This window comes from Bacillus cereus group sp. MYBK245-2 (genome assembly GCF_051916145.1).
GTDB lineage: Bacteria > Bacillota > Bacilli > Bacillales > Bacillaceae_G > Bacillus_A > Bacillus_A pacificus.
Map to the genome: position 1 here is coordinate 44835 of NZ_JBQAGB010000005.1, position 26779 is coordinate 71613.

Below are 26779 nucleotides of genomic sequence, written 5' to 3' on the forward strand. Positions count from 1 at the left end.
ATTTATGCCCAAATCACTTTCATTAAGTTCTTATATTCGTCATTTGCTAATCTATATAGCGCTAGAGTATGTTCAAAGACAAGCGCTGGATTAAAGTTTGGTTCTGAGAATGCAAGAGATGTTGAAATATCAATTGCATTTTGCTTGTTTAATGTGAATTTTGCAAATCGATAAGATGTGTTTAATTCATTAATAACGTGCAAAATATCATTTGTTGCTGTTGCATCGGGTACGTGAGCAACATTGAAGCAGTATATATCCACAGTAGGATCTTCATTTTGGAAAGCAGCGAGAAGTTGAATTTTTGCGCCAGCTTCTGTTTCTAATCCTACTGAAAAATGAACAGAACCATTATTTTCATCTATATTTTCTTCCATGTATATATCGTTTGACTTTAAGTAGTCTCTAAAATCTGAGATGTTATGTTTTACTGCAGCTTTCATATGTATGAACCCCCTGATAATTGGAATAGATTGCTACTATTTATTATAATTTAAAAATATTAAAAAAGATAGTTAGAAAGTTCTGATTTTTGATTGTGACGGAATAAAAAGAAGCAGTACTCTACCTCCATAGAGAACTGCTTCTTTATTATTCATTGTCGTTAGACGATGTTTCTGTATCTTCATTGCTATTTTTATTTTTCACTTCATTGTTACTTGATTCGCGTTCACTTGAATTTTCAGACTTAGATTCTTTTGTTTTCTCTGTACTTGTTTTTTTCGAATCAGAGTCTGTTTTTGTATATGCAGGTAATCCAAGGTGCGTACGAAGATCGTTTGTAACTTTTGCTAATTCTTTTTTATCTGGATTGTAGTAATACGTTCGGCCGCCACCAGCAGATTTGCTACAAGTATCATCACCTTTTGCCATGTAGCAGTCTTCACCTTGAATTTGTAATTTTTCAATTTCTGAATCCGATCCGTACTTATAGAATGAAAGCATATCATCGAATGTTAAGTTTGTAACGAATTGTCCGTTAATATCATCAATGATGTTACCAACTTTTGTTACAGATCCAACGCTTGTTAGTTTCTTTAAAATTGCTTCAATAACGAGCTGTTGACGTTGCCCACGCATTGCATCACTATCGATGTGGCGTGTTCTAGCAAGAGCAAGAGCTTCTTCACTATTTAGCTTTTGAACACCTTTCTTCAGGTGAATTGCATCAGCATTATCATTACTATCTTGTTCCGTAAATTCAACGGGTACATCAACTTCAATGCCGCCTAAATCGTCGACAATTTTCATAAATGATTTGAAGTTAAACTTTACAAAGTAATCAACAGGAACATTTAGTAATTTTTCAACTGCATCAATACTTGCTTGTGGTCCACCATCTTTTCCGTTTTTAGTAGAACCGTATGCATGAGCGTGTGTAATTTTATCTTTTTTCTTTTCCACTGGAATATACGTATATGTATCTCGTGGAATACTTAATAGTTTTACAGTTTTGCTATCTTTATTAAACGTTGCAAGTAATAGTGCATCCGTTCTTATAGCTTCACCATATTCTTTTCCTCGGACATCGCTTTCATCGACACCCATTACTAAGACAGAGACATTGTTTGTAATAGGTTTTACAACTTTATCACGTAAATCAGATTTATCACCGCGTGCTAAATCGTGTGCGGCATTTCGAACAGCAGAAGATGCTTTATTTACTAAAAACCAAGTATAACCGCCACCTACTATTAAAAAGAATAGAATAACGCTTATAATAATTTTTATTTTTTTCTTACTTTTTTTCGGTTTACTGCGTGTATTTTCTTGCAAAGATGGGTTTTGCTCCATTTCCTGTACTCCTTCATTTGGATTGAAATACGACACTCATATCCACTTATTATAATGAAATTTGACGAAAAAAAACATTACAAAACATTTACATTTCGTAAAAATTCAATATATTTATAAAAAGTCAGATATTCTATATTATATTTTTTAGATGTAAAATAAGTATAAGTTGTTTTAGTAGAAATGAAAATATGTATTGTGAGAAAGTGATAGAGAAGTAAGATTTGTTGAAATATAGCCAAGAAGAAGCGAGTAGGTTTACTTGTTTCTTCCATATAATAAAGAAGAATTTGACGGATAAAGGAGAGGGCGTAATGAATCATACATCATTCCGAGCAATTGTTGTGAACGAAACAGAAAGTAAGCAGTTTGTAAGAAACGTTGTAGCGAGAGAAGTAAGTAGTTTACCTGAAGGGGACGTATTCATACAGGTTCATTATTCTTCACTAAATTATAAAGACGCTCTTTCAGCCACTGGTAATAAAGGTGTTACGAGAACATATCCTCATACGCCAGGAATTGATGCAGCAGGAGTGGTTGTGAGTAGTGAAGATGCTACCATTAAGGTAGGAGATCAAGTCATTGTAACGGGATATGATTTAGGGATGAATACTTCTGGTGGTTTCGGAGAATATATTCGCGTGCCGGCATCTTGGATTGTCCCTTTACAGCCCTTTCCGAACGGGAAAGCCCATCGCCTTTAGGTATGGGATGAAAGTGAGGTTGGATACGGAGTACCACTAAAAATCGCTAAGTTTGTGGTACTTTAAGTATCCAAAATATTGGTATCTTTTGTGGTGTAGTTTAAAAGTAAAACTGATACAATGTGAATATGATAAATGATTATAGAAGAACCAAAACAACTGTGTCATTAATTAACTACCATTTTGTGTTTTGCCCGCGATACAGAAGAAAGATTTTTCTTAACACAAAAGTAGAAGAACGTTTCAAAGAGTTGGTTCAAGAAATATGCGGAGAAATGGATGTTGCTATTGTCGCAATGGAATGCGACAAAGACCACGTTCACTTGTTCTTAAATATACTACCAACACTTAGTCCTGCTGACACAATGGCGAAAATTAAAGGAGTGACATCGAAGCGTTTGAGAGGAGAGTTTCCTCATCTTCAACACTTGCCAAGTCTATGGACACGTTCCTATTTTGTTTCTACTGCTGGAAATGTATCGACTGAGACAATTAAACAGTATGTTGAAAATCAAAAGACGAGGGGGTGAAAATTGTGTCACAAACAATCACAGTCAAAGTTAAATTGCTTCCAACAAAAGAACAAATTCAGTTATTGGAACAAAGTAGCTATGAGTATATCAAAGTCATTAATACACTTGTATCTGAAATGGCTGAAGCGAAGAAGAGCACTAAGAAAAGTACAAAAGATGTTGAAGCTAATCTTCCAAGCGCAGTGAAGAACCAAGCAATTAAAGACGCTAAAAGTGTGTTTTCTACCAAGGTGAAAAAAAGTAAATACAAAGTTATTCCGATTCTAAAGAGACCTGTTTGTGTATGGAACAATCAAAACTATTCGTTTGACTTCACGCACATTTCAGTTCCACTCATGGTAAATGGAAAATCAACTCGCTTAAAGGTTCGTGCTTTATTAACTGATAAATATAATCGCAATTTTAATTTGTTAACACACAAGTTAGGTACACTTCGTATCACGAAGAAATCTAATAAGTGGATTGCTCAAATATCTGTCACGATTCCTACAAATGAAAAAACAGGAACGAAGATTTTAGGGGTAGATTTAGGTCTTAAAGTCCCTGCGGTAGCCATCACAGACGATGATAAAGTTCGTTTCTTCGGCAATGGTAGACAAAACAAATATATGAAACGTAAGTTTCGTAGTGTTCGTAAGAAGTTAGGTGAAAATAAGAAATTAAATGCCATTCGACAACTTGATGATAAAGAACAAAGATGGATGCAAGACCAAGACCACAAAGTAAGTCGTGAAATCATTGACTTTGCAACCGATAATAACATTTCTGTTATTCGTTTAGAACAACTAACGAATATTAGACAGACGGCAAGAACAAGCCGTAAAAACGAGAAAAATCTACACACTTGGTCATTCTATCGTTTAGCACAATTCATTGAATACAAAGCGAATTTAGTTGGTATTAAGGTAGAATATGTGAACCCTGCTTATACAAGTCAAACATGTCCGAAATGTTCTGAAAAGAACAAAGCACCAGACAGAAAATACAAGTGCCGATGTGGATTTGAGAAACATCGTGATATTGTTGGGGCGATGAATATTCGCTACGCAACTGTGATTGATGGTAACAGTCAATCAGCCTAAGATGCTATACGCACTGTCTTAGGAGGGGCAATGAGATGCCCTCATCTTGAAGTCTGTTCAAAACAGAAATGGACTGCGAACGTTTAGTCATTCAAGAATCCCACCCGTCAATCCGTAAGGATTAGGGCTTGCGACTTTAGTCGTGGGAGTCTCAACAGAGGGAATGTCATTAAAGGAAAGTATGATGTACGGGACGGCAGGTTTTACAGCCGCTCTATCAGTATATAAGCTTATTAGAGCAGGAGTAACGCCTAGTATGGGCGATGTTTTAGTAACGGGTGCTACAGGCGGTGTAGGAAGTGTAGCTGTTAGTATTTTAAGTAAGTTAGGGTTTAGCGTAGTAGGAGCGACAGGAAAAATGGAAGAGGAACAGATGCTACTACGTCTAGGAGCGAAAAAAGTGATGCATCGCGCGGAATTGAATGATGAATCCGGAAGACCAATGTTAAAAGGAATATACGCCGGGGTTATCGATACTGTAGGTGGACATATGTTAGAAACAGCTTTAAAAACGGTAAAGTATGGCGGGTGCGTAACGACATGCGGTAATGTGGCAGGCCAGCAATTACAAACAACGGTATATCCGTTTATTTTGCGAGGTATCAGTCTGTTAGGGATAGATTCAGTGCAATGCCCAGTGGATGTGAGAAGAGATGTGTGGACGCTCCTAGCCAATGAATGGGGAAATAAAGAGTTACTATTTTATACAGAAGAATGTGCATTAGAAGAATTAGATGAGAAGTTTACACTTATATTGCAAGGAAAGTTAAAAGGAAGAACGGTTGTAAATATGAAATGAAAAAAGAGACGCTCACGTTAGCGTCTCTTTCTTATTATAATGATTGTTTTAAATTGACTTTACCTTGTTCACCTAAAACACCATCAGCGATATTTACAGCGTGATCACCGATACGCTCTAAGTTACTTACCATATCAACGAAGATGATACTTGCATCACCTGAACAGCTACGTTCGTTCAGACGTAATACGTGACGTTTACGAAGAACACGTTCCATTTGATCGATTTTACGTTCTTTTGCAATAACAGTTTGAGCTAGTTCAGTATCGAAGTTTGTTAAAGCTTCAACTGCGTCTTGTAATGTTGAAATTGTTAACTCAAGCATTTCATTTAGTTCAGCTAATGCTTCGCCTGATAGAGAAACACGATTTGAAATTTGGAAATCTACAAGTTCTACAAGATTTTCTACATGATCACCGACACGTTCAATATCTCCAACAACACCTGCTAGAACTGAATGCTTCTCAGAGTCTGTCGGTGAAAGTGGTTTTTCTGATAGTAAAACTAAATACTCGGTAATTTTTTTATCTAAATTGTTAATAGCTCCTTCTAATTGAGTAGCCATGTTCGCGTGTTTTTTGTCTTGTGTATTTAAAAATTGATTTGCTTCTTTTAATCCATGTAATGAAAACTCAGCCATACGAATAATCTCTTTTTGAGCTTCTGTTAAAGCGATAGCTGGAGATTGTTCAATAAAGATTGGATTTAAATGTTGCGGTTTGAAATCAATAGCAGCATCTTCACCACGAATAATTTTCGTTACAATCCATGCTAATACAGCGATGAATGGGAACTGAATAATTGTATTCGTTACGTTAAATGTTCCGTGTGCGAATGCAATTGTCATTTCTGGATTTAAGTTTAATGACGTTTGGAAATATTGGATTAAGCTTGTAAATGGTACTAATAAAATTGTAAAGATGATTGTACCGATAATATTAAAGATAACGTGAACCAATGCTGCACGTCTTGCAGCAATTGAAGTACCGATTGCTGCTAATACTGCTGTAATTGTTGTACCGATATTATCACCGAATAATACAGGAAGGGCAGCTTGTAAATCGATTGCACCTTGACCGAATAGTTCTTGTAAAATACCGATTGTTGCACTTGAACTTTGTACAATTAAAGTGAAGACTGTACCAACAACAATACCTAGAATTGGATTGTCACTCATGCTAACCGTTAATTCTTGGAATGATTCTAAAGAACGAAGAGGCTTCATACCTGCGCTCATTAATTCTAAACCGAAGAATAACATACCAAAACCGAATACAACTTGACCTATAGAATGTACTTTTTTATTTTTAAAGAAGAATAGTAAGATTGCTCCAACTGCCATAACTGGAAGTGCGTATTCTCCGATTTTAATTCCGATAATAAATGCAGTAACTGTCGTACCGATGTTCGCACCCATAATAACACCAATTGCTTGTCTTAATGTCATAAATCCGGCACTTACAAGACCGACTGTTAAAGCGGTTGTTCCTGAACTTGATTGGATTAATACAGTAACTAACATACCCGCTAGTACACCCATTAGTGGGTTTGTTGTAAAGCGATCTAGAATATCGCGAAGACGATCTCCAGCTGCTTGTTGCAGTCCATCGCCCATGTATTTAATCCCGAATAAGAAAATACCTAATCCACCAATGAACTGGAAGATCATATCTTGAACATTATATTCCACGCATTCCACTCCTTAAATTTCATGTACGATGTAATTATTAACTGAACCTTGAGGCACTGTAAACGGTTTGCTAGTAAAATTTACACTAAATTTACAAAGAGAAGAAAAGTTTACAATTCCTTAAAGAAACAGCTGTATTTTATTGGTTTTTATCTTGTATAAATCTTAATTTTGTAAAGAAATCACACTTTTTAGAATAGTATTGTTCGGTTGAATATGGAGGAAAGCGTCTGCGAGTTCATCGTATATTTTTTGATGAAAGTTAAAAAAATATGTAGGAAAATGCATGTAGTTTTATAACATGAAAAATACGAAAAAAGCCACTGAAATTATCCAGCAGCTTTTTCTCTGTTTTTATTTCCGTGCTTTTGTTTTTTTACACTTGTGATGTAAATGAACAGGAAAGCAATAAGTAGTAGAGAGGAATAACGATATACAGTTGCGTAGTTTGTAAAATGTGCAATGAATCCAAAAATAATCGCGCCAGCACCAATTCCTAGGTCAAATGCTGAGAAGAATGTAGCCGTTGCAACTCCTCGGCGGTGAGGTGCTACTCGGTCGATCATCCATGCTTGTAGAGCAGGTTGAATCGCTCCAAATCCACTTCCGTAGCATGCTGCCGCAATAATTAAACTTGGAATTGTAGTTGTATACGACAATAAAATAATACCTGTAAACGTAATAATAACTCCTGGAATAATAACGAATGTATGACCTTTCGCATCATATAATTTTCCAGAAAACGGCCGAGTGACGGCGATTGCAAGTGCATTAAATAAGAAGAAGAGGCTTATATCAGCAATTCCGACTTCCGTAGCAAATAATGTAATAAAGCTCCCGATTCCTCCGTACATTAATGTAATACATAATATTAATAATGAAGGAAGTAAAGCTTTACGTTCAATAAATCCATCAAGGAAGGTACCAGATGTTTGCTGTGGTGATTGCGGCGATTTTTTGATTTGAAGTAGTTTCGTTAATATTAATGAAACAATTGTACAGGAAAGTGCACATAAAAAAAGAATCGTGAAGTTATATGTTTGCATAAGCCAAAGTCCGATCAGTGGACCGAGCGCCATTGCAATCGTTCCAGAAAGACCGAAATATCCCATGCCTTCACCACGGCGAGCTTGCGGAATTAAATCTGAAACGACAGTTCCATATGTAGTCGTTGTAATACCAAAACCAGCTCCGTGTAAAATTCGAACGGCAAGCAATAGGAAAACAGTTGAAGCGAAAAGGTAACTACCCATAGCGAGTAAACAAATAGCAGTACCGATCATTAAAATGATTTTTTTGCTAAATTTTTGTAAGGCATTTCCAGTTAGCGGTCTAACAAAAAGTGCCGCAACAGTAAACATGCCGACAACGAATCCGATATTGGAACTTGTACCTCCAATTTCTTTCACATAAACGGGTAAAGTAGGAATTAACATTTGAAATCCTAAAAACATACATAAGTTTGCTAGAATTAGCGCGACAAATTCTTTCGTCCATAAAGGTTCTCGTTTTACGAGTATTGCTTCTCCCATGTATTCATCCCCTATATAAAAAATTTCTCTTTTCTTTCGAGTATATGTATTGGCCAATGTAACAGTCAAGGAAGGTGCCTTGAAAACGTACAACAATTTTCGAGGTGAAAAACTGACAAATTTGTGTAAAAGCTACACAACTATGAAAAAAAGTTGTAAAGTATAGATGTATAGACTTGTAGTTGGTATGAATGATAGAAACTATTTTTTCTTTAAAGAAAGCGGATTCAAAAAGTAGTGAATGAGAAGGGGATATATACTTTTTCACTACATATATTTGAAAAGGTTTACAAAACAATGAAGAAAGAGGCGTGTACATATGAGACGATTAGGTATTTCTATTTATCCAGAACATTCAACAGTAGAGAAAGATAAGGAATATTTAACATTAGCAAGTAAATACGGATTTACACGTGTATTCACATGCTTATTGTCTGTAGATGGAGAAAAAGAGAAAATTATAGAAGAGTTTAAAGAAACGATCTCTCATGCAAATGCATTAGGGTTCCAAGTATTAGTTGATATTAGTCCAGCTGTTTTTGAACAACTAGGTATTTCGTATAATGATTTATCATTCTTCCATGAACTAGGTGCGTACGGTATTCGTTTAGATGTTGGTTTCTCAGGATTAGAAGAATCAATTATGACTTACAATCCGTATGGCTTAAAAATTGAGATTAATATGAGTAACGGTACGAAGTATGTAGATAATATTATGAGCCATAGACCAAATCGTGAAAATTTAATTGGTTGCCATAATTTTTATCCGCATCGTTATTCTGGATTATCATACGATCATTTCATTACATGCTCGAAACAATTTAAAGATTACGGTATGAGAACGGCTGCTTTTATTTCATCATTTGATGCAACATATGGACCTTGGCCCGTAACAGAAGGATTATGTACGTTAGAACAGCATCGAGAACTACCAATGACAACACAGGCGAAGCATTTATTTGCGACAGAATTAATTGATGATGTTATTATTGCGAACGCTTATGCATCAGAAGAAGAATTACAAGCACTAGGTGCATTAAATAAAGAGAAACAAACATTTGATATAGAGTTATATGATACAACGACAGAATTAGAAAGAATTATCGTATTAGACGAACCTCATTTTTATCGCGGGGATGTATCTGAATATATGATTCGTTCGACACAAAGCCGTGTGAAATATAAAAAAGAAGAGTTTAAACCTCATAATACACGTGAAATTAAGCGCGGCGATCTTTTAATTGATAATGAGCAATATGGCCAATATAAAGGTGAATTGCAAATTGCATTAAAAGATATGGTGAATACAGGAAAAACAAATGTAGTTGGTCGAATTGTAGAAGAAGAGATTTTCTTACTAGACTATTTACAAGCATGGGATAAATTCGGATTTACATTAAAGAAATAGATAAATTAAAAAAGGAAAAAACTACTGACCTCAGCAGCTTTTTCCTTTTTATATATATATTGCGAGAGGAAGAGCTATGACAAAGGTGCATCAGCGATTAGTTTCTATTTTAGAGGAGTTTTTAGAAGAGAAATCGATGTTAAATCGAGCTTTTTTAGCGAGCCGTTTACATGTATCAACGAAGACGATTCAAAAAGATATAAAATTATTAAATGATATATTGGAAGAAAACGGAGCGAAAATTGAATCGCAAAGAGGGACTGGATACGAACTAGAGATTATACAAGCGAAGAAGTTTGAAGAGTTTTGCGTGAGTCTATTTCAAAAACAGACAGAAAAAATCCCGACTTCTTATGAAGAAAGGATAGCTTACATTCTGCAACGTATTTTAACGACAGATGGGTATGTGAAGCTTTCACAGCTAGCAGAGGAGATTTATGTAAGTAAATCGACTGTAAATTTAATTATGAAAGATGTTACAGATATATGTGGTCGCTATCAATTACAAATTGAAAAGAGACCGTATTATGGTATACGTATTGTCGGAGAGGAGTTTCATATTCGTTCTTGTTTATCACAATATGGTTTACCGCGTTATGACCATACTCCGTTTCATGAGCAATTTGAGCAGAATGATACATATTTATCGTTACCTCATATACCGCTTATCCGTTCGATTATATTAAAGTATATCGAAGGAGGAGCGATATATTTATCAGATATAGAAATAGATAATTTAGTCATTCATATTGCAATTGCATTAAAGCGTTGTGAAGATCAACATTATATGAAAGGACTACATACAGAGCAAGCTGAACTTATAATAAAGAAAGAATATACAATTGCGAAAGAGATTTTAGGGGATTTAGAGAAAGAGTTGCATCTTTCATTTCCCGAAGAAGAAGTTTTATATGTGACGATGCATTTATTAAGTACTGCTGTTACAGCGAAAAATCGTTATGAAAATGTGGAAGAACTATTAGGAAAAGATCTATATGCATTCATGCAACATATTCTTTTTAAAGTAGCGGAAGAACGGAATCTTATTTTTTATTATGATGAAGAATTATTATTTGGGTTTGGTGTGCATTTAAAAACGTTATTAAACCGTTTGAAGTATAAGTTAAATACGAGAAATCCTCTTTTGGCAGAAGTGAAAAAGAATTATCCGTATGCTTTTGAAATTGCGGTTCTCGTTGGAGATATAATTGGTGAATACACGGGAGAATCGATTCCGGAAAGTGAAATTGGTTATATTGCGATTCACTTCGGCGGAGCGATGAGTCGTTTACAGGAACAGAATCAAAAGAAAAGATGTTTATTAGTTTGTGCAACGGGTCAAGGAAGTGCTCAACTATTGAAATATAAAATTCTATCACAGTTCCGAGATAAATTAGAGATTGTAGGGATTACAGGTTATTATCAATTGAAAGTAGAAGATCTCTACAAAGAAAAGATAGATTGTATTATTAGTACCATTCATATACCAAGTGGTTTACCTGTGCCTGTTATAAAAGTAAACTCAATATTTGATGATAAAGAGATTAAGTCAATTGGTCAGCAGTTATTTGCGCATGTGAATACTAGCGTGCAGCAATATATGAAGGAAGATTTAATCTTTTTAAATCACAGTGCTTCTACAAAGGAAGAGGTTATCCAATTTTTATGTGAGAAAGCTGCTGAAAAAAATTATGTACCAGAAAGCTTTTATGACTCTGTTATGGAAAGAGAGAATACATCCCCTACAGCGGTTGGGAATTTAGTTGCGATTCCACATCCGATGCAGTTATTAAGTGAGAAAACATTTTTGATGTTTTGTACACTTGATAAAGCGGTTGAATGGGGAGATAAGAAAGTACAAGTTATTATTTTATTTAGTGTAAAGCGCAATAATAATGAAGATTTACAAAAGCTTTATGATTTTTTATATGATATTATGTCTAATCAAAATACGATAGAGAAATTAGCTCAGGCTGAAGTGGTTGAAGATTTTCAAGAGATATTATTATCGTTATAAGAGAAGTATATAAAAACTTCCGTTACACAACGGAAGTTTTTTATGTTTAATTGTATGCGTTTTCATAATAAGATAACAATATAGAAAAAAGATGGCTTGGGGGAATTTAAAATGACTGATATGCAAACTCCATTTGCGTTAATTTTACATGGTGGCAACGCGAGAAGCGCGTCACTTGAAGCAATTGCTTTTGCAAGACAAGGAGATTTTGAGAATGCGAGTGAAAAGATGACACTTGCTAGGGAAGAAATTTCAGCAGCTCATCGTATTCAAACAGACTTAATTCAAGAAGAAGCAAGAGGAAATCATGCAGAAATCAGTTTACTGTTAGTGCATGCACAAGATCATTTAATGAATGCAATTACAGTGAAAGAACTTGCTGAAGAATTTATCACTCTTCATAAACGAATAGAAGAGAAAGTGACAGTATAAGATGTACATTTTATTATGTTGTGCAGCAGGCATGTCAACGAGTATGGTTGTAAGAAAAATGCAAGAAGAGGCAATGAAACAAGGGAAGGATTATAAAATTAAAGCAGTTGATTCAGAACTTGTGAAACTGGAAATAAAAAATGCTGATGTTGTTTTAATTGGTCCGCAAGTGAAATATTTATTTCCAGCCGTAGAGTTTCTTGCAAATTCATACAATATACCAGTTGCGATTATAGACCAACGAGATTATGGCATGTGTGATGGTTTGAAAGTATTGAAACAAGCAGAACAATTAGTTTTAGCATAATTATATTTTTTTAAATACAAACATTATAATGTTATAACTTTATTTCATTCTTTCATAGAAAAGAGAAAGAGGAGGGGTTTTGATGAATGGTTTTATGAGTTTTATGGAACAAAAGATTATGCCAACAACACAAAAGATTGCCGGACAGCGACATTTATTAGCAATTCGAAACGGGGTTATTTCTACATTACCGTTAACGATTGTCGGATCATTTTTCGTTATCTTTTTAAACTTACCAATTGATGCATATATGGAGTGGATTGCACCGTTTCGCCATATTTTAGATATTCCATTCCGATTTACAGTAGGACTAATGGCGTTATACGCAGCATTTGGGGTAGGGGCTTCACTCGCGAACTTTTATCAGCTCAATCAGTTAAGTGCAGGGTTATTATCTGTACTCGCCTTTTTACTAGCATCAGTTGAACCAATTCAAATTACGAAAGCCGTACCAGGTGTTATTGATGCAGGTAGATACATTTCAGTAGGAACATTAAGTGCAACATCTTTATTCGGCGCAATTGTTACAGCTTTAATTGCAGTAGAAATTTATCACTTTATGATTAAGCATAATATCTCGATTAAATTACCAGATAGTGTACCACCAGCAGTTTCAAATTCGTTTGCAGCATTAATTCCAACGTTAGCAGTTATTCTTTTATTCTGGGGCATTCGTTACGGTTTGAAATTTGATGTAAATACAACAATCACATATTTAATCGCGCCACTAAAATCAGTATTAGTAGGAAATAATTTATTCGGCGGTTTATTAACAGTTTTCTTAATTGTATTCTTCTGGTCATTCGGTATACATGGCCCTGCGATTTTAGGACCGATTATTCGTCCAATGTGGGATTCAGCAATTCTTGAAAATATGGAAGTATTCACAGCTACAGGAAATGCACATCAATTACCAAACCTATTTACAGAGCAATTTATTCAATGGTTCGTATGGATCGGTGGATCAGGATCAACGTTAGCTTTAGTTATTATGTTTATGTTCTCTAAATCTAAGTTCTTAAAAGAGTTAGGTAGATTATCATTCGTGCCAGGCTTATTCAATATTAATGAACCAATTATTTTCGGGGCACCAATTGTAATGAACCCAATCTTAATTATTCCGTTCGTAATTACACCGTTAGTGACAACGACAGTATCATATTTCGCAGTTGTTTCAGGTATGATTCCGATGATGATGGCGAAATTGCCATTTACGATGTTAGCGCCAATTGCAGCGGTTATTAGTACGGACTGGACAATTATGGCTGGTGTACTTGTACTTGTTAACTTTGTTATCTCATTCGTTATTTACTATCCGTTCTTCAAAATGTATGAGAAACAACAATTAGCAGGAGAGGAGAAAGAAAAATGCTCGGAGCAATTATCATCTTAATTACATTTGTAGCGGGGCAGTGTATTGCACATTATTCAAAATGGGTACAAAGTAAATCGTTATTAGTTTTACTATTAGTATCAATTGTATTTATCGGTAGTTCAATGGGTGCCTATGTAATGCTAAGCTTACAATCACCGTACGTAATTATTGTACCAACGATTTTATGTGCAACATGTTTATCTGCAAAATATAGATTTACGAGCATGGCATTAATACAACGTGTGAAGGAGATGCAAAAGCATGGAGCGTAAATTAGGAATTTCACTTTATCCAGAGCATTCAACGAAGGAAAAAGATATGGCATACATTTCGGCAGCGGCACGCCACGGTTTTTCAAGAATATTCACATGCCTATTGTCTGTGAATCGTCCGAAAGAAGAAACTGTAGCTGAATTTAAAGAAATTATTCATCATGCAAAAGATAATAATATGGAAGTTATTTTAGATGTAGCTCCGGCTGTCTTTGATCAGCTCGGTATTAGTTATAGTGATCTATCATTTTTCGCAGAGTTAGGTGCAGACGGTATTCGATTAGATTTAGGGTTTGACGGATTAACTGAAGCGAAAATGACGAATAACCCGTACGGCTTAAAAATTGAGCTAAACGTAAGTAACGATATTGCGTACTTAGAAAATATTCTTTCGCATCAGGCAAATAAGTCAGCTTTAATTGGTTGTCATAACTTCTATCCGCAAAAATTTACTGGACTTCCATACGAATATTTCATTCGCTGTAGTGAACGCTTTAAAAAACATGGTATTCGCACGGCAGCGTTTATTACGTCACATGCAGCTAACATCGGTCCATGGGATATTAACGACGGATTATGTACATTAGAAGAGCATCGTAACTTACCGATTGAAGTACAAGCGAAACATTTATGGGCGACAGGGCTTATTGATGACGTTATTATCGGAAATGCTTATGCAAGTGAAGAAGAGTTGGAGAAACTAGGAAATTTAAATCGCTACATGTTACAGTTAAAGGTACACTTTGTAGACGAGGCGACTGAAGTAGAGAAGAGAGCCACGCTGCAAGAATTACACGTAAGACGCGGCGATATAACAGAATATATGGTACGTTCTACAGAAGTACGTAAGAAATACAAGGACTATGACTTCCCGGTGCGCGAAAGTGTACGACAGGAAAGAGGGCAAGTTGTAATTGGAAACAATTCATTTGGTAAGTATAAAGGCGAACTACAAATCATTCTAAAAGAAATGCCGATAGATGAACGGAAAAATATTGTCGGTACAATTGCAGAAGAAGAGTTATTCTTACTAGATTATGTAGGAGCTTGGACGCAGTTTACTTGTGTGGAATAGGGGAGAGAAGGAGAGGATGCTGTGGCATCCTCTTTTTTCTGTTGAAATGGTAGTCTATCGTATATAGAATCGGACGGGAGTGAAGGAGAAAGAATGTAAGAATCATAAAAAAAGAGTCAGCCTCATTGAGACCGACTCTTTTTTATACGAACTAGTTTAATACTTTAACTGTAACTGTTTTACGTCCCCAGTTACTTGATGTACCTTTATCAGGCATTAAAACATCAATTTTATTTCCTTTAATAGCCCCACCAGTATCACCAGCGATTGCTACTCCGTAACCTTCAACCCATACTTTTGAACCTAATGGAATGACACTTGGATCAACCGCGATTAGTTTCATGTTTGGATTAGCTGTTAAGTTGTGACCTAAAGCTGATTTTACTTGGTCGCCTGCTTTATAACCATTTTCAAGTGGATCTGCTGTATAAGCTGTTGCTACAACACGTAGTTCACGAGAAGATGATGGTGCACTTGTTTCAGTTTCTTTTGCGACAGGTTGTTGTGTAGCTGGTTTTTGAGCTTTAGCCGCTTCACGAGCTTTAGCCGCTTCACGAGCTTTAGCTGCCTCTTGAGCTTCAGCTTCTTCTTGAGCTTTAGCTGCTTCACGAGCTTTAGCTGCCTCTTGAGCTTTAGCCGCTGCTTGAGCTTCAGCTTCTTCTTGAGCTTTAGCTGCTTCACGAGCTTTAGCTGCTTCCTGAGCTTTAACTGCTGCTTGAGCTTCAGCTTCTTCTTGAGCTTTAGCTTCTTCTTGAGCTTTAGCTTCTGCCTGAGCTTTAGCTGCCTCTTGAGCCTTAGCTGCTTCACGAGCTTTAGCCGCTGCTTGAGCTTCAGCTGCTTCGCGAGCTTTAGTTGCTTCCTCCGCTTTAGCTTTTGCTTGAGTTTCAGCTACTTCACGAGCTTTAGTTGTTGCCACGGCTTTAGCTGTATCTTGAACTGTAGTTGTTTTTTCAGCTTTAACTACTGGTTGAACTTTAACTGGAGCTTTACCTGTTAAGTAAGGAACGTGAACATAAGCTGTTTTTCCGTTATATTCAAATTGGATCCAACCATTTTCAACTTGGTGTGTTGTTTCGATTACGTCATCTTGTTTCAATTTACCAAGAATCTCTGAGTCTGTGTTTGCACCAGCACGTACGTTTAATACGTTAGCTGTTACGTAGTAAGTGTCTTTTGTGTAGTCAGCGCTAATGAAAGCTTCTTTACCGCTATTCAATTTCACTTTTGACCATCCGTTTTCTGTATGTAAAACGTTAACTTTATATCCATCTAATAATTTTCCTACAACTTTTGATTCAGTAGTTGGGTTTTCTCGTACATTTAGTACATCAGTCGTTACGATTGTTTCTGCTTTAGCAGATGTTGTGAAAATCCCAAGACCAAAAACCGCTGCTGTTGCTATACCCATAAATTTTTTCATAATAGCCTCCATTGCATTTGTTTTCGTTGACCTCATTATAGCAACCATTATTTTCTTATTTGCGAAAAACATAGAATTACAAAGCTTTCGTAACGGCTCATTAATATTCTGTAATAATTCCAGTAATATCCTAAAAGCGCTTTCTTATAGTTTTCAGGGGAGGTTTGAGCATGTGATACATAAAATAAAGAGTATTTCAATTTCTAATAGATTAATAATATTTCATAGGTGTTACATAATTATTTTGTAGACATTACAAAAAGGCGTATTTTGTTGTTGGAGCAGGTAACTAGTTATGTAAAAATAACTATTTCAGTTGTGGAGAAATAGAAATAAGGTGAAATTTAATAAAAAATCGCTATAATTGTTACAAAATAAGTCGAGGTATGGAAAAAATTACGCCTTGATTTTCGACTTTCAAATAGTATTTTTGCAATAATAGGATTCTATAATAGATTTAGTAGATTAAAATAATGAAAGATGTTTATAACGTGAAACATATATAATAGAAGAAACATGATTTAATAGATAAATAAAAAACGTAGGAGTGTAAACTCCTACGTTTTTGTTTATTCATATCGTAAACATTCAATTGGATCCAGTTTTGCAGCTTTGTTAGCTGGTAGTAAACCAAATAGTATACCGATTAACATAGATAGGGCAACAGAGATAAGTCCTAGCTTTAGTGAAACGACAAGTGGCCATCCTGCAAACATTGCGACAATCCATGCGAAGAAGATTCCAAGCATAAATCCGACAAAACCACCTAATGCTGTTAAAATACAAGCTTCAATTAAGAATTGCATTAATACTTTACCACGTGTTGCACCTAAAGCTTTACGAATACCAATTTCGCGTGTACGCTCTGTTACAGATACTAGCATAATGTTCATTACACCAATACCACCTACAAGTAAGGAAATAGCAGCAATACCACCGAATACGCTTTTTAATATACCTGTGAAGCTATCAATTTCTTTTAAGAATTCTTGTGGATCTGGTACTTCAAATTTACCTGAATGCTCTGGTTTTTTTGCTTCATTTAATGATTTTACAACTGCTTTTTGAACAGTTTCCTTATCTTGACCAGGAGCAATTTTTACCGTTACAGAATCGTAGTTATTTTTCCCGAATAGTACAGGCCAGTTTTCTGCTGAAATGACACCTTCTTTAAATGTCATGCCACCCATCATTGCTTTTACTGAATATACGCCAACTACTTTGTATGGTGTACCTTTTATATCTATATATAAGTTTGGTTCCCATGAAGAATATAATTTATCAAAAGCATCTGTATTTAATACAATTGTGTGTTCAGGTCTGTCTAAATCAGCTGCTGTTAAAAATCTGCCGTGCTCAAGTTTGAATTTAGATGTATCTTCAAAATAATCACCTTTTGCACCGGTAATATCAAGGTCTAATTCTTTTTTTCCTGCATATACTTTTTCTTTTCCTTTTACATCTGGATAAACTTCTTGCACACCAGAAATTTTGGATATATTTTCATACATGCTTGAGGAAATTTTTCCGTCCATATCTGAATAATCTTCTGTCTTATAATTTACAGAAAACTGATCTTTTTTTTCATTCCCGATTTGTTCGCGGAACTTTGCATTTGTTCCATCCCCAATCGAGATAATGGTAATGATGGCACTAACCCCAATAATAATACCTAACATCGTTAAGATAGAACGCATTTTATGGGCAAAGATAGAGGAAAGGGCCATGCGTATATTTTCACTCGTGTTCAAAATTAACCTCTCCAATCTTGGACGATATTTCCGTCACGAATTACAATTTGACGTGCTGCAGCTTCTCCAATTTCACGATCATGGGTAATCATAATGATTGTTGAGCCTTGTTTATTTAATTCGTAAAAGAGGTCCATAATTTGTGTACTTGTTTTCGTATCAAGTGCCCCCGTTGGTTCATCGGCTAAGATAAATTTCGGGTTATTTACGATTGCGCGTGCAACAGCGACACGCTGCTTTTGTCCACCTGATAATTCGTTCGGTAAGTGAGTGGCACGATCAGCTAAACCTACTTTTGTTAAAGCAGCTAATGAGCGCTCACGTCTTTCTTTTTTATCAACTCCAGCGTAAATAAGAGGTAGCTCTACATTTTGAAGTGCTGTAAGTCTCGGTAATAACATGAAGTTTTGGAATACGAATCCGATCTCCTTATTACGAACGCGTGCAAGTTCTGTTTCAGACATGTTTGAAATGTTTTGCCCAGCTAGTTCGTACGTACCTGTCGTCGGTTTATCTAAACAACCGATAATGTTCATTAATGTTGATTTACCAGAACCAGATGGTCCCATAATAGAGGTGAATTCTCCTTGGTTCAGTGTTACGTCAATACCGTGTAATATTTGAACGGATTCTGCACCGTTTTGGAAGGATTTCGTGATGCCTTTTAAGTTAATCACTGGGCGACAACCTCCATACCATCTTTTAAGTCTTTTTCCGGTTTAGAGATAATTTCCTCTCCTTTTTTCACTCCAGAAACTTTTGCTTCACTATCAGTTTCGAATTCAACAGTAACTGCTTGTTCTTTCGCTTTACCGTCTTTTACGACGAAGACAACATTTTTGTCACCTTTTTTCACGATGCTGCTTTTCGGAACAATTGTGCCAGTTGCTTCTCCAGATTTACTTGTTACGTAAACGTGGAAGCCGTTTTGTAATTCTTCACTATTATCTAATGTGACAGTGAATTGATAGTTAGAAACTGTTTTGTTTTCATCCATACTCTTTAATGGTGTAGAACCAATTTCTGTTACTTTTCCTGTCCAAGTCTTACCAGCGACCGTTTTTGATGAAACAGTTACTTCTTGCCCAACTTTCATACTAGCAAGCTCATATTCAGAAAGTTGACCTTTTACTTTAAATGGGCCAGCGTGACGAAGTGTAATGCCGCTCATACCTGTTTTTTCATCAGCAATTTTTACGATATCATCAATTACGCCATCGGCAGGGCTCGTTACAGAAAGTGTGTTTACTTTCTCTTTTGCTGCTTTAATCATCTCATCAGCTTTTTCAACTTCAAATTTCTTCATTTCAAGTTGTGATTCTAATTGCTGTACTTCAATTTCTGATGCTTTTAATGCTTCAGCAGGAAGGCCTGCATTTTTATCTTTTTGTAATTTTTGTTTCGCAGCATCAATTTGCTTTTGGAACAATGTTACTTCTTTTTGTGCGATTTTCTTTTGCATTTCTGCTTCTGTTACACCTTGTTTCGCAGTAGGGTCATTATATTTAAAAAGGAGTTGCCCTTTTTTCACTTCATCACCTTTTTTTACAGCTAATTCATACGTACCTTTTGTTGGATCAAATGAAATTGTTTCAATTCCGTTTGGAATGACTTCACCGCCAAATTTTTGCGCGTTTTCAATCTGTTTTTCTGTTACTTTATATCCGCTATATGCCATTGCTACTTCTGAACCGCCGCCAGCAAATGCAAAGTATGATCCAGCTGCAATTCCGATTGCTACTACACTAGTAATTAACACTTTATTTTTCTTCTTCATCTATTTATCACCTTTTCGTTCGTTTTAGTATCTACATTAAGTATAGAAGAGGTAAAGAATCTGACAAATCGTTTTAGCTTACAATAACCTTACAGTTTTGTAAGGTATGAATATGTAAATGTAAGGTAGAGGTTGTCCCAGTGTAAGCAAATGAATTGACGCGTGTTTTTTTTCTTACAATAATATTGTATGAAGGAGAGGAGGAAGGAAGATGGAAGCTTATTTTAGTGCGCATCCATTAAAACCGTTTATTCCCTACTCAAGGCAACATGCCATTATATTATTTATTCTGTTGGTGGGAATCGTTTTTTTATATCAATACCAAGATGTATTACGTCAAAATGAGTGGAATATAACGGTTCGATATGCGATTGCATTTCTATTTATAGGGAGTGAAATTGGACTTCATATGTGGGAGTGGAAAGCAGGGATTTTTGAGCTAGCCACTTCATTACCGTTTGAGTTATGTACGATTAGTTTGTTGTTAGCGTCAATTATGATCATAACGAAAAGTTACCGTATATATGAGATTGTATTTTTCACAGGAATTATTGGTGCATCACAAGCCATTTTAACGCCAAACTTGCAGTATGCTTTTCCGCATTTTCGGTTCATTGAATATTTTATCGCGCATATATTGCTCATTTGGGCTCCACTCTTTATGACTTGGGTGGAAGGATATCGTCCGACAGTACAATCTATTAAACGCACAATGATATTTTTAAACATATTGATTCCGATTGTTTCGTTTGTAAATTACAAAACAGGTGGTAATTATATGTTTTTAGCTCATAAGCCAGAAACAGCTTCATTACTTGATATGTTAGGACCACATCCTTACTATATTATTTCCTTAGAACTCGCAGCGCTTATTGGATGTTTTATTTTGTATATGCCGTTTGCGAAAAGAGAAAAACAGTTACACAAAGAATCGTTAGAGTCATAACCTAGCGATTTTTTATATATTAAATATTTACAATTCAGAAAATTAAGAATAAAATTAAGGAGTAAATTATAGAGAGAGAAGGGCGAAAATGGTCAAAAAAGTATTTTTGAATGGGATGGAAGTGACGGTTCAATTTCTTATTTCGATTTTGGGTATTATTTGTTTAGGGACATTGCCGAAACTATTTTATGGATTTGAGCTGCATGCATCACAGTACATAAAGAGTTTACAAGAAGTGTTTGTGAATTTAATGGAAATCTCCAATTTTAAATATGTGGGAGATAAATTTTTATTTCCACAGTTGTTCGTCCATTATAAAGAAACAATTATTATATTTTTAGCTGCTTTTTTCATTTCATTATTTGTAGCATTTTGTATTGTTTATGTAATTATGAGTAGTTCACCGCGTATACAACATCGAATTAAATCATTTCTTATCTTCCTAGAATCCATTCCAGATATTCTTCTTATTTTAGTATCACAAATTTTAGTTGTATGGTTTTTTAAACAAACAGGTTTTTTACCTTTTCAAATTGCTTCAATTGGAGGCGAGTCGATTAGAGGGTTGCCAATATTGTGTTTGAGCATCCCGACTACGATTATGTTTGTAAAAATGGTCGTGCTTCGTTTTGAAAATGAACTAGAAAAAGATTATGTACTATTTGCTAAGGCGAAAGGGCTGGGGCGCTTTCATATTTTAAATCACCATATTTTACGAAATGTGTTGCTTAGTACATTATTCTTTGCGAAAACGAATATCTTTTTTATGTTATCTAATTTATATATTATAGAATGGATTTTTAATACGGGTGGTATTTTTATGTTTTTGAAATCGTATTTCGGTATTAGAGTTGAGGTTTTCATTGTTAGTGTGCTTCTTATATATATTCCGATTTTTATTTTATTTAAATTGTTTCATTATCTCATTCCGGCTGCGATGAAGGAGAGATTATAATATGTGGACGTATATAAAACGTGATAAAAGATTTTGGATAAGTATTGGGTTTCTTCTCCTATTAGTTCTTTTGAGCATCGGAAATACGTTATGGAATGATGGACATATTAGACAAGTTACATTGCAATATGATGCGGATGAAAATCCACAAGTGCCACCGTTTCCACCTTCATTACAATTTTTACTCGGGACAGACCGGAAAGGGTATGACCTGTTACATTTAGTCATTGAGGGCGCGAAGTGGACGATTGGTATATCTATTTTAATTGCGGCACTTAGAATGGTAATAGGTGTGTTTTTCGGTGTCGTACTCGGAACGTATATAAAAAGAGGATTTTCAAAAATTGAGGCTTTCTTTGATAGTTTTACAGTTATTCCGACAGTTATGATTGCGTATTTTTTTCTTCAATCTGCAAATACATTTGGAAGCGGAGAGGAGACAACAACCTTTTTTGAAAGGGCTTCGTTTCAAGTGGTATTACTTGTACTGCTTGTAATGCCAGTTATTGCACTGTATGTTGCGAAGGAAGTTCGTAAATTGCGAACGGAAGAATTTGTTGATGCCGCGCGCATATTAGGTGGATCGAGAAGACATATTGTTATAAAACATATTTTTCCGCATCTCTATATGCCGTTTATACTCGTATTTCTTCAGCAGTTTACGCAGACTCTTACTATTTTACTGCACTTAGGATTACTTGAAGTGTTCTTTGGTGGGACTGTAATGTTTGGTGGACAAATAAAAGAGGCGGAATCTTATACGCATGAATGGTCAGGTTTAATTGGAGTATACTTTAGGTCATTAACAGTGAATCCGTGGATCCCTCTCGTTCCGATTACATTTTTTGGACTTACTATTTTTTCAGGAAATATGATTGTAAAAAGTATCGAAGAGGCGATGATGAAAGTAAGATTAGGAGGAGAGCTAAAGAAGGATGTTGTAGAAGAGGAACAATCTGTTGTGCAGTCGAAAGAAGAGTTATTTACTTTTAAGCATACGATGTGAAAATAAAAAGAAGCAAGCATGTATTTCATGCTTGCTTCTTTTCTTTATTTTGTAGAAACTTCGCCTTCAGCTTCTGTTTGCGGAATAAAGTATCCGATTATACCACCAATTATTGCTGGAACGATCCAGCCGATTCCTAAGTTATAAAAAGGAATCGTGTGTACGATATTAGCGATAAAGTTTGGTATCATTCCCACATTATCAAGTGCATGAATACAGCTAATAATGAATGCTGCGATCATTGCTCCGATGTAGACAGAAGGTTTACGTTTCGTATATTTATCGATAAATGATACGAAAATTAAAATAATCGTAATTGGATATAAAATAATTAATACAGGTAATGTAATTTTGATTAATAAACTTAAACCTAAGTTTGAGATAACGAAGCTGAAAATGCAAACGTATAGTACGAGCTTTTTGTAAGAAACATTTGTTAGTACTGTTGCGAAATAGTTTGCGAATGCACTTACAACGCCGATTGCTGTTGTTAAACAAGCGAAGATAATGGCGATACTTAATAAAACATTCCCGCTTGTCCCAAAGAATTGGTACATAACAGTCGCTAATAGTTGACCACCGTTTTCGAATTGTCCTAGATTGCCGTTTGAAGCGCCGATATAACCGAGTAAGAAATAAACAATTGTTAAAAATAGAGCTGCGATGCTACCGCAAATAATTGTATATTTCGCAATCGATTTCTTCTCTTGTATACCGTTTTGGCGAATTGCATTTACAACAATCGTTGATAATACAAGTGCACCGATTGCATCTAACGTTAAAAACCCTTCAAGAAATCCTTTGAAAAATGGAATTTCTTTATAGTCACCAACAGGTTCTGCAAACGTTCCAGGTGAAAGAATTGCTTTTGTTGCCATAATTGCAATAATTCCAAGTAAAATTGGCGTTAATATTTTTCCGATATGATCTACTAATTTTGATGGATTTAATGATAAGAAGTAGACGACTGTAAAGAAAATCGCACTAAAAACTAACATAGAGTACCATTGGTCCGGGAAAAGTGGTGCAATCCCAATTTCGTAAGATACAGATCCAGTTCGTGGAATAACAAATAGTGGGCCGATTGAAAGATAAATAATGATAGCGAATACTGCTGCGAATTTTGGATGAACACGGCTTGCTAAAGTGTTGAAACTACCACCGGCAAGAGCAACAGCGACGATAGCTAGTAAAGATAAACCGACGTCTGTAATAATAAATCCTGTAATGGAAATCCACATATTTTCTCCGGAAGAAAGACCGAGAAGGGGCGGGAAAATCATATTACCAGCACCGAAGAAAACTGCGAATAGTAATAAACTAATCGAGAGTATTTGCGCTGGTTTTAAAGTTGTACGCATATAAAGAAAATCCTCCTAATGAGTGTTTTTGTCGAAAATTCAAACAATTTGTCGAGTAACTGTTATTATTTTAAAGGTCTGATGACTAGAAAGCAATAGGGAATTTTGAAAAAATTAAAAAATAATGCATTAAATCGAATAAATATACTATTTATATGTTTAATAGGAAGGATTTAACTTTAAACGTAAAAAAACACATACCGCTAGGATACGTGTTTTAAAAAAATATTTTTTTATCACGTTCTTCTTTTAAAATTTCTACCGCTTCTCGGAAACGTTGTGAATGAACGATTTCTCGTTCACGTAAGAAGCGTAGGCTGTCATTTATATCGGGGTCGTCTGATAAGTTAATGAGCCATTGATATGTTGCGCGTGCTTTTTCTTCAGCCGCAATATCTTCGTATAGGTCGGCAATTGGATCTCCTTTAGCTTGTATATAGGTTGCAGTAAATGGAACACCAGCAGCGTTATGGTAGTGGAGTGCACTATCATGATCAGCGTAATGAGGGTCAAGGCCAGCAGCTTTCATTTGTTCAGGAGTCGCATCTTTCGTCAGCTTATAAACCATCGTAGCGATCATTTCAAGGTGAGCAAATTCTTCTGTACCAATATCAGTAAGTAAGCCAATGACTTTATCAGGAATTGTATAACGTTGATTTAAGTAACGGAGTGCAGCAGCTAATTCTCCATCTGCACCGCCATATTGCTCAATTAATAATTTTGCAAGTGCTGGATTGCAAGTTCCTACTTTAACAGGGTACTGTAATTTTTTTTCATAAATCCACATAGTTTCTCTCCTTTATATTTGCCATGGCCAAGGACCTTTGCTCCATTCCCAAGGGGCATTCGAATAGCTGTTTCCAAACTGTTGGAGTGGCCCGTATTTTTCTTCCATCTTTTGTTTTAATACTCTTCGTTTATAGGAAAAGTCATTAAATTGATTAATAGCAGCAGTGTCATCTGGATGTGTATCTAAATAAAGAGTGAGTTCGACTAGTACAAAGTCTAGTTCTTGAAGCTCCAGTAACAGCTGATAATATTCTTCTGGTAGCGATTGAGTCACGTCAGTAGTCACCGCCCTTTTTTATAAGGATTTTCATAATAGTCATAAAAAACAGGCCATAAAGTCCCTTTTTGTAGCGCTTCTTTTGGCGTAAATTGTGGTAAGTTTGGCGGTTGAAAGCCTAAAAATAAATTAGGAGGAGTAGAATAATATTTTTTTCCGATAGGAGGGCAAGGATCTTGAGGACTATGATAGGGCACGAATGATCTCATATATTTATTCACGAATAAACCTCCTTACATGTTCATTACTACGTATTGTATTCAGACATAATGAGCATTTATGACACATATAAAAAAGTAATAGGTACGGGGGGAATGAATGTGGAGACTGTGAAACAATTCATTGTATTGGAAGTGAAAAACTTAAAGGAAACGTTATATTTTTACGAAGGGATTTTAGGAATTAAACCTAGTTTAGAAAGACCACAATTAGATGTAACGGGGGTTTGGTATGATGCCGATTCAACGAGAATTAGTTTTGTTATGAATCGCATGTTAGGTGGGCGGGAAAAAAGTGTTACAGATTCATGTGAGGATTTAACATTTACGATTTCTGACATAGAGAAATTGAAAAAGAAGCTAGCGTTTTATGAAATTTTATATACAGAAAATGAATGCGCGAGGAGTATTGTAGTACAAGACCCAGATGGATATAAACTTCAAGTAGTAGAGAAGGATGAATAGACGGAGGGGATTTGGTGGAGAGAAATTATGAAGAAAGTGCGTTGTTTGAGCATCAATTTTGGCTAAAGGTACTTACTGATCATGCGCAGTTTTTACTTGATGCATTAGCTCCAAAGGAAAAAGAAGATATAAAGAAAGCTACTTATTTTGTTGAAACATTTACGAATCTGTTAAATAAAGTTCGTAATGTGAATCTCGTGACATTTTCCAAAGAGGCAGAACAAGCCGCTAAGGAGATTCGGATGTTTAAATTAAATATTATACAGAAACAGTTGGAAGGAAAAATTACCATTCATTTTACGCCGACTTTTATTAATCATATGGTAAACGAAGTGGAAGAGTATATAACGGTTTTAGAGTTTTTAAAGAAAGGGGAAGTTCCGCCTGTTTTTCATGAATTACATTATCATCTCGTTTGGCTAACGGATGCGGCTGGTCATGCGGGTTCTATTTCTGGTGGGCTAGATCTTGTTGAAAAAGGATTAAAAGAGAAAAGCGAAGAATTTACGAAGCATTTTGAACAATTTTACTTAAAGGCAGTTGAGATGACTGGATATTTACGAACGGAGCTGCATCATTTTCCAGCATTAAAGAAGTTTACAAAAGATGTTTCACTTGAACTAAAATTATTTTCACATTTCTTACATGAAGTGGAAGAATTGGAGTTATCGAATGAAATATTAAGTGCATTATCAGCGAGAATGGCAGATCATATGGCAAGAGAGGAATGTTATTATTTATTAAAATTAGCTCAATCGTCTGGACTTGAAATGCCGAAGTGTAATCCGCTTTAA

The 26779-nt window shown here is 35.4% G+C and carries 26 protein-coding genes and 2 pseudogenes; 16 read left to right on the forward strand and 12 right to left on the reverse strand.

The annotated features are described in order from the left end of the window. Positions 1-2: 2 nt before the first annotated feature. Both ACTFRN_RS10830 and ACTFRN_RS10835 read right to left on the reverse strand, forming a co-directional pair. A complete protein-coding gene (locus ACTFRN_RS10830; protein ID WP_000642369.1) occupies positions 3-443 on the reverse strand; it encodes a YbjN domain-containing protein in 441 nt (146 codons plus the stop codon). Positions 444-591: 148 nt separating this feature from the next. Continuing rightward, positions 592-1794, reverse strand: a complete 1203-nt coding sequence (locus ACTFRN_RS10835; RefSeq protein ID WP_074567628.1) for an LCP family protein — start codon at positions 1792-1794, stop codon at positions 592-594. A gap of 314 nt (positions 1795-2108) precedes the next feature. On the opposite strand from ACTFRN_RS10835, the pseudogene ACTFRN_RS10840 reads away from it, so the two are divergent. From ACTFRN_RS10840 to ACTFRN_RS10855, 4 genes and pseudogenes are all read left to right on the forward strand, one after another. After that, a pseudogene (locus tag ACTFRN_RS10840) lies at positions 2109-2462 on the forward strand (alcohol dehydrogenase catalytic domain-containing protein); the annotation flags it as partial. Positions 2463-2626: 164 nt separating this feature from the next. Further along, a complete protein-coding gene (tnpA, locus tag ACTFRN_RS10845) occupies positions 2627-3028 on the forward strand; it encodes an IS200/IS605 family transposase (RefSeq protein WP_014893290.1) in 402 nt (133 codons plus the stop codon). Between the two features lie 5 nt (positions 3029-3033). Beyond that, positions 3034-4113, forward strand: coding sequence for an RNA-guided endonuclease TnpB family protein (locus ACTFRN_RS10850; RefSeq protein WP_014893289.1), 1080 nt, complete (start codon positions 3034-3036; stop codon positions 4111-4113). A 157-nt stretch (positions 4114-4270) separates the two neighbouring features. After that, a pseudogene (locus ACTFRN_RS10855) lies at positions 4271-4912 on the forward strand (zinc-binding dehydrogenase); the annotation flags it as partial. A gap of 34 nt (positions 4913-4946) precedes the next feature. On the opposite strand, the gene ACTFRN_RS10860 reads toward ACTFRN_RS10855, so the two are convergent. Together ACTFRN_RS10860 and ACTFRN_RS10865 are read right to left on the reverse strand one after the other, a co-directional pair. Next, the gene (locus ACTFRN_RS10860; protein ID WP_000456274.1) at positions 4947-6602 is read right to left on the reverse strand and encodes a Na/Pi cotransporter family protein; all 1656 of its coding nucleotides are present in this window, start codon (positions 6600-6602) and stop codon (positions 4947-4949) included. Positions 6603-6931: 329 nt separating this feature from the next. Then, positions 6932-8134 (reverse strand): MFS transporter, encoded by a 1203-nt coding sequence (locus ACTFRN_RS10865; protein ID WP_000503268.1) that lies wholly within the window; start codon positions 8132-8134, stop codon positions 6932-6934. Positions 8135-8453: 319 nt separating this feature from the next. Here ACTFRN_RS10865 and ACTFRN_RS10870 point away from each other — a divergent pair, with 319 nt between their 5' ends. From ACTFRN_RS10870 to ACTFRN_RS10900, 7 genes are all read left to right on the forward strand, one after another. Continuing rightward, positions 8454-9542 carry a DUF871 domain-containing protein gene (locus ACTFRN_RS10870; protein ID WP_001253342.1) on the forward strand — a complete coding sequence of 363 codons (1089 nt, stop codon included), beginning with the start codon at positions 8454-8456 and terminating at the stop codon, positions 9540-9542. 76 nt (positions 9543-9618) lie between these two features. Beyond that, a complete protein-coding gene (locus ACTFRN_RS10875; RefSeq protein ID WP_000169838.1) occupies positions 9619-11559 on the forward strand; it encodes a BglG family transcription antiterminator in 1941 nt (646 codons plus the stop codon). Positions 11560-11670: 111 nt separating this feature from the next. Next, positions 11671-11991 (forward strand): PTS lactose/cellobiose transporter subunit IIA, encoded by a 321-nt coding sequence (locus ACTFRN_RS10880; RefSeq protein WP_000131336.1) that lies wholly within the window; start codon positions 11671-11673, stop codon positions 11989-11991. A gap of 1 nt (position 11992) precedes the next feature. Beyond that, positions 11993-12298: a PTS sugar transporter subunit IIB gene (locus ACTFRN_RS10885; protein ID WP_000275647.1), complete on the forward strand. Its 306-nt coding sequence runs from the start codon at positions 11993-11995 to the stop codon at positions 12296-12298. A gap of 82 nt (positions 12299-12380) precedes the next feature. Then, complete coding sequence (locus tag ACTFRN_RS10890; RefSeq protein ID WP_001013055.1) at positions 12381-13691, forward strand: PTS sugar transporter subunit IIC; 1311 nt, start codon at positions 12381-12383, stop codon at positions 13689-13691. Beyond that, the gene (locus tag ACTFRN_RS10895) at positions 13667-13945 is read left to right on the forward strand and encodes a hypothetical protein (RefSeq protein ID WP_000900037.1); all 279 of its coding nucleotides are present in this window, start codon (positions 13667-13669) and stop codon (positions 13943-13945) included. The genes ACTFRN_RS10890 and ACTFRN_RS10895 overlap by 25 nt, the downstream gene beginning before the upstream one ends. Beyond that, a complete protein-coding gene (locus ACTFRN_RS10900) occupies positions 13935-15020 on the forward strand; it encodes a DUF871 domain-containing protein (RefSeq protein ID WP_088106519.1) in 1086 nt (361 codons plus the stop codon). Before ACTFRN_RS10895 ends, ACTFRN_RS10900 begins: the two co-directional genes overlap by 11 nt. A 151-nt stretch (positions 15021-15171) precedes the next feature. Here ACTFRN_RS10900 and entC read toward each other — a convergent pair whose 3' ends face one another. The 4 genes from entC to ACTFRN_RS10920 all read right to left on the reverse strand — a co-directional run bounded on the left by entC (position 15172) and on the right by ACTFRN_RS10920 (position 19968). Then, positions 15172-16563 carry a cell wall-binding protein EntC gene (gene entC / locus ACTFRN_RS10905; RefSeq protein WP_438907692.1) on the reverse strand — a complete coding sequence of 464 codons (1392 nt, stop codon included), beginning with the start codon at positions 16561-16563 and terminating at the stop codon, positions 15172-15174. Between the two features lie 446 nt (positions 16564-17009). Continuing rightward, positions 17010-18167 carry an ABC transporter permease gene (locus tag ACTFRN_RS10910; protein WP_406895467.1) on the reverse strand — a complete coding sequence of 386 codons (1158 nt, stop codon included), beginning with the start codon at positions 18165-18167 and terminating at the stop codon, positions 17010-17012. A gap of 26 nt (positions 18168-18193) precedes the next feature. Next, positions 18194-18868 (reverse strand): ABC transporter ATP-binding protein, encoded by a 675-nt coding sequence (locus tag ACTFRN_RS10915; RefSeq protein ID WP_000609103.1) that lies wholly within the window; start codon positions 18866-18868, stop codon positions 18194-18196. Continuing rightward, the gene (locus ACTFRN_RS10920; protein WP_000728817.1) at positions 18865-19968 is read right to left on the reverse strand and encodes an efflux RND transporter periplasmic adaptor subunit; all 1104 of its coding nucleotides are present in this window, start codon (positions 19966-19968) and stop codon (positions 18865-18867) included. Before ACTFRN_RS10920 ends, ACTFRN_RS10915 begins: the two co-directional genes overlap by 4 nt. A 211-nt stretch (positions 19969-20179) precedes the next feature. Between ACTFRN_RS10920 and ACTFRN_RS10925 the strand changes: the two genes are divergently transcribed. The 3 genes from ACTFRN_RS10925 (at position 20180) to ACTFRN_RS10935 (ending at position 22875) form a co-directional block, all read left to right on the forward strand. Then, positions 20180-20914 (forward strand): YwaF family protein, encoded by a 735-nt coding sequence (locus tag ACTFRN_RS10925; RefSeq protein WP_074567630.1) that lies wholly within the window; start codon positions 20180-20182, stop codon positions 20912-20914. Positions 20915-21002: 88 nt separating this feature from the next. Continuing rightward, complete coding sequence (locus ACTFRN_RS10930) at positions 21003-21869, forward strand: ABC transporter permease subunit (RefSeq protein WP_074567631.1); 867 nt, start codon at positions 21003-21005, stop codon at positions 21867-21869. Position 21870: 1 nt separating this feature from the next. Further along, on the forward strand, positions 21871-22875 hold the full coding sequence (locus tag ACTFRN_RS10935) for an ABC transporter permease (protein ID WP_074567632.1): 1005 nt from the start codon (positions 21871-21873) through the stop codon (positions 22873-22875). Between the two features lie 44 nt (positions 22876-22919). Here ACTFRN_RS10935 and brnQ2 read toward each other — a convergent pair whose 3' ends face one another. From brnQ2 to ACTFRN_RS10955, 4 genes are all read right to left on the reverse strand, one after another. Continuing rightward, on the reverse strand, positions 22920-24236 hold the full coding sequence (gene brnQ2, locus ACTFRN_RS10940) for a branched-chain amino acid transport system II carrier protein BrnQ2 (RefSeq protein WP_001260908.1): 1317 nt from the start codon (positions 24234-24236) through the stop codon (positions 22920-22922). Positions 24237-24453: 217 nt separating this feature from the next. Next, positions 24454-25023 (reverse strand): spore coat protein CotJC, encoded by a 570-nt coding sequence (gene cotJC / locus ACTFRN_RS10945; protein ID WP_000265273.1) that lies wholly within the window; start codon positions 25021-25023, stop codon positions 24454-24456. A 12-nt stretch (positions 25024-25035) separates the two neighbouring features. Further along, on the reverse strand, positions 25036-25299 hold the full coding sequence (locus ACTFRN_RS10950) for a spore coat protein CotJB (RefSeq protein WP_000194492.1): 264 nt from the start codon (positions 25297-25299) through the stop codon (positions 25036-25038). An 8-nt stretch (positions 25300-25307) separates the two neighbouring features. After that, positions 25308-25523 carry a spore coat associated protein CotJA gene (locus tag ACTFRN_RS10955; RefSeq protein ID WP_001046260.1) on the reverse strand — a complete coding sequence of 72 codons (216 nt, stop codon included), beginning with the start codon at positions 25521-25523 and terminating at the stop codon, positions 25308-25310. 48 nt (positions 25524-25571) lie between these two features. On the opposite strand from ACTFRN_RS10955, the gene ACTFRN_RS10960 reads away from it, so the two are divergent. Continuing rightward, positions 25572-25985: a VOC family protein gene (locus ACTFRN_RS10960; RefSeq protein ID WP_124878215.1), complete on the forward strand. Its 414-nt coding sequence runs from the start codon at positions 25572-25574 to the stop codon at positions 25983-25985. 14 nt (positions 25986-25999) lie between these two features. Further along, the gene (locus ACTFRN_RS10965; protein ID WP_014893285.1) at positions 26000-26779 is read left to right on the forward strand and encodes a DUF2935 domain-containing protein; all 780 of its coding nucleotides are present in this window, start codon (positions 26000-26002) and stop codon (positions 26777-26779) included.

What these genes read in the sequence shown, in the direction of transcription:
- ACTFRN_RS10870 (WP_001253342.1), top strand. Translation starts at nt 8,454, where the DNA reads ATGAGACGATTAGGTATTTCTATTTATCCAGAACATTCAACAGTAGAG.
- ACTFRN_RS10960 (WP_124878215.1), top strand. Translation starts at nt 25,572, where the DNA reads ATGAGCATTTATGACACATATAAAAAAGTAATAGGTACGGGGGGAATG.
- brnQ2 (WP_001260908.1), bottom strand. Translation starts at nt 24,236, where the DNA reads ATGCGTACAACTTTAAAACCAGCGCAAATACTCTCGATTAGTTTATTA.
- ACTFRN_RS10890 (WP_001013055.1), top strand. Translation starts at nt 12,381, where the DNA reads ATGAATGGTTTTATGAGTTTTATGGAACAAAAGATTATGCCAACAACA.
- ACTFRN_RS10930 (WP_074567631.1), top strand. Translation starts at nt 21,003, where the DNA reads ATGGTCAAAAAAGTATTTTTGAATGGGATGGAAGTGACGGTTCAATTT.
- ACTFRN_RS10910 (WP_406895467.1), bottom strand. Translation starts at nt 18,167, where the DNA reads ATGGCCCTTTCCTCTATCTTTGCCCATAAAATGCGTTCTATCTTAACG.
- ACTFRN_RS10925 (WP_074567630.1), top strand. Translation starts at nt 20,180, where the DNA reads ATGGAAGCTTATTTTAGTGCGCATCCATTAAAACCGTTTATTCCCTAC.
- tnpA (WP_014893290.1), top strand. Translation starts at nt 2,627, where the DNA reads ATGATAAATGATTATAGAAGAACCAAAACAACTGTGTCATTAATTAAC.
- ACTFRN_RS10830 (WP_000642369.1), bottom strand. Translation starts at nt 443, where the DNA reads ATGAAAGCTGCAGTAAAACATAACATCTCAGATTTTAGAGACTACTTA.
- ACTFRN_RS10935 (WP_074567632.1), top strand. Translation starts at nt 21,871, where the DNA reads ATGTGGACGTATATAAAACGTGATAAAAGATTTTGGATAAGTATTGGG.
- ACTFRN_RS10875 (WP_000169838.1), top strand. Translation starts at nt 9,619, where the DNA reads ATGACAAAGGTGCATCAGCGATTAGTTTCTATTTTAGAGGAGTTTTTA.
- ACTFRN_RS10895 (WP_000900037.1), top strand. Translation starts at nt 13,667, where the DNA reads ATGCTCGGAGCAATTATCATCTTAATTACATTTGTAGCGGGGCAGTGT.
- ACTFRN_RS10900 (WP_088106519.1), top strand. Translation starts at nt 13,935, where the DNA reads ATGGAGCGTAAATTAGGAATTTCACTTTATCCAGAGCATTCAACGAAG.
- ACTFRN_RS10865 (WP_000503268.1), bottom strand. Translation starts at nt 8,134, where the DNA reads ATGGGAGAAGCAATACTCGTAAAACGAGAACCTTTATGGACGAAAGAA.
- ACTFRN_RS10880 (WP_000131336.1), top strand. Translation starts at nt 11,671, where the DNA reads ATGACTGATATGCAAACTCCATTTGCGTTAATTTTACATGGTGGCAAC.
- ACTFRN_RS10835 (WP_074567628.1), bottom strand. Translation starts at nt 1,794, where the DNA reads ATGGAGCAAAACCCATCTTTGCAAGAAAATACACGCAGTAAACCGAAA.
- cotJC (WP_000265273.1), bottom strand. Translation starts at nt 25,023, where the DNA reads ATGTGGATTTATGAAAAAAAATTACAGTACCCTGTTAAAGTAGGAACT.
- ACTFRN_RS10920 (WP_000728817.1), bottom strand. Translation starts at nt 19,968, where the DNA reads ATGAAGAAGAAAAATAAAGTGTTAATTACTAGTGTAGTAGCAATCGGA.
- ACTFRN_RS10885 (WP_000275647.1), top strand. Translation starts at nt 11,993, where the DNA reads ATGTACATTTTATTATGTTGTGCAGCAGGCATGTCAACGAGTATGGTT.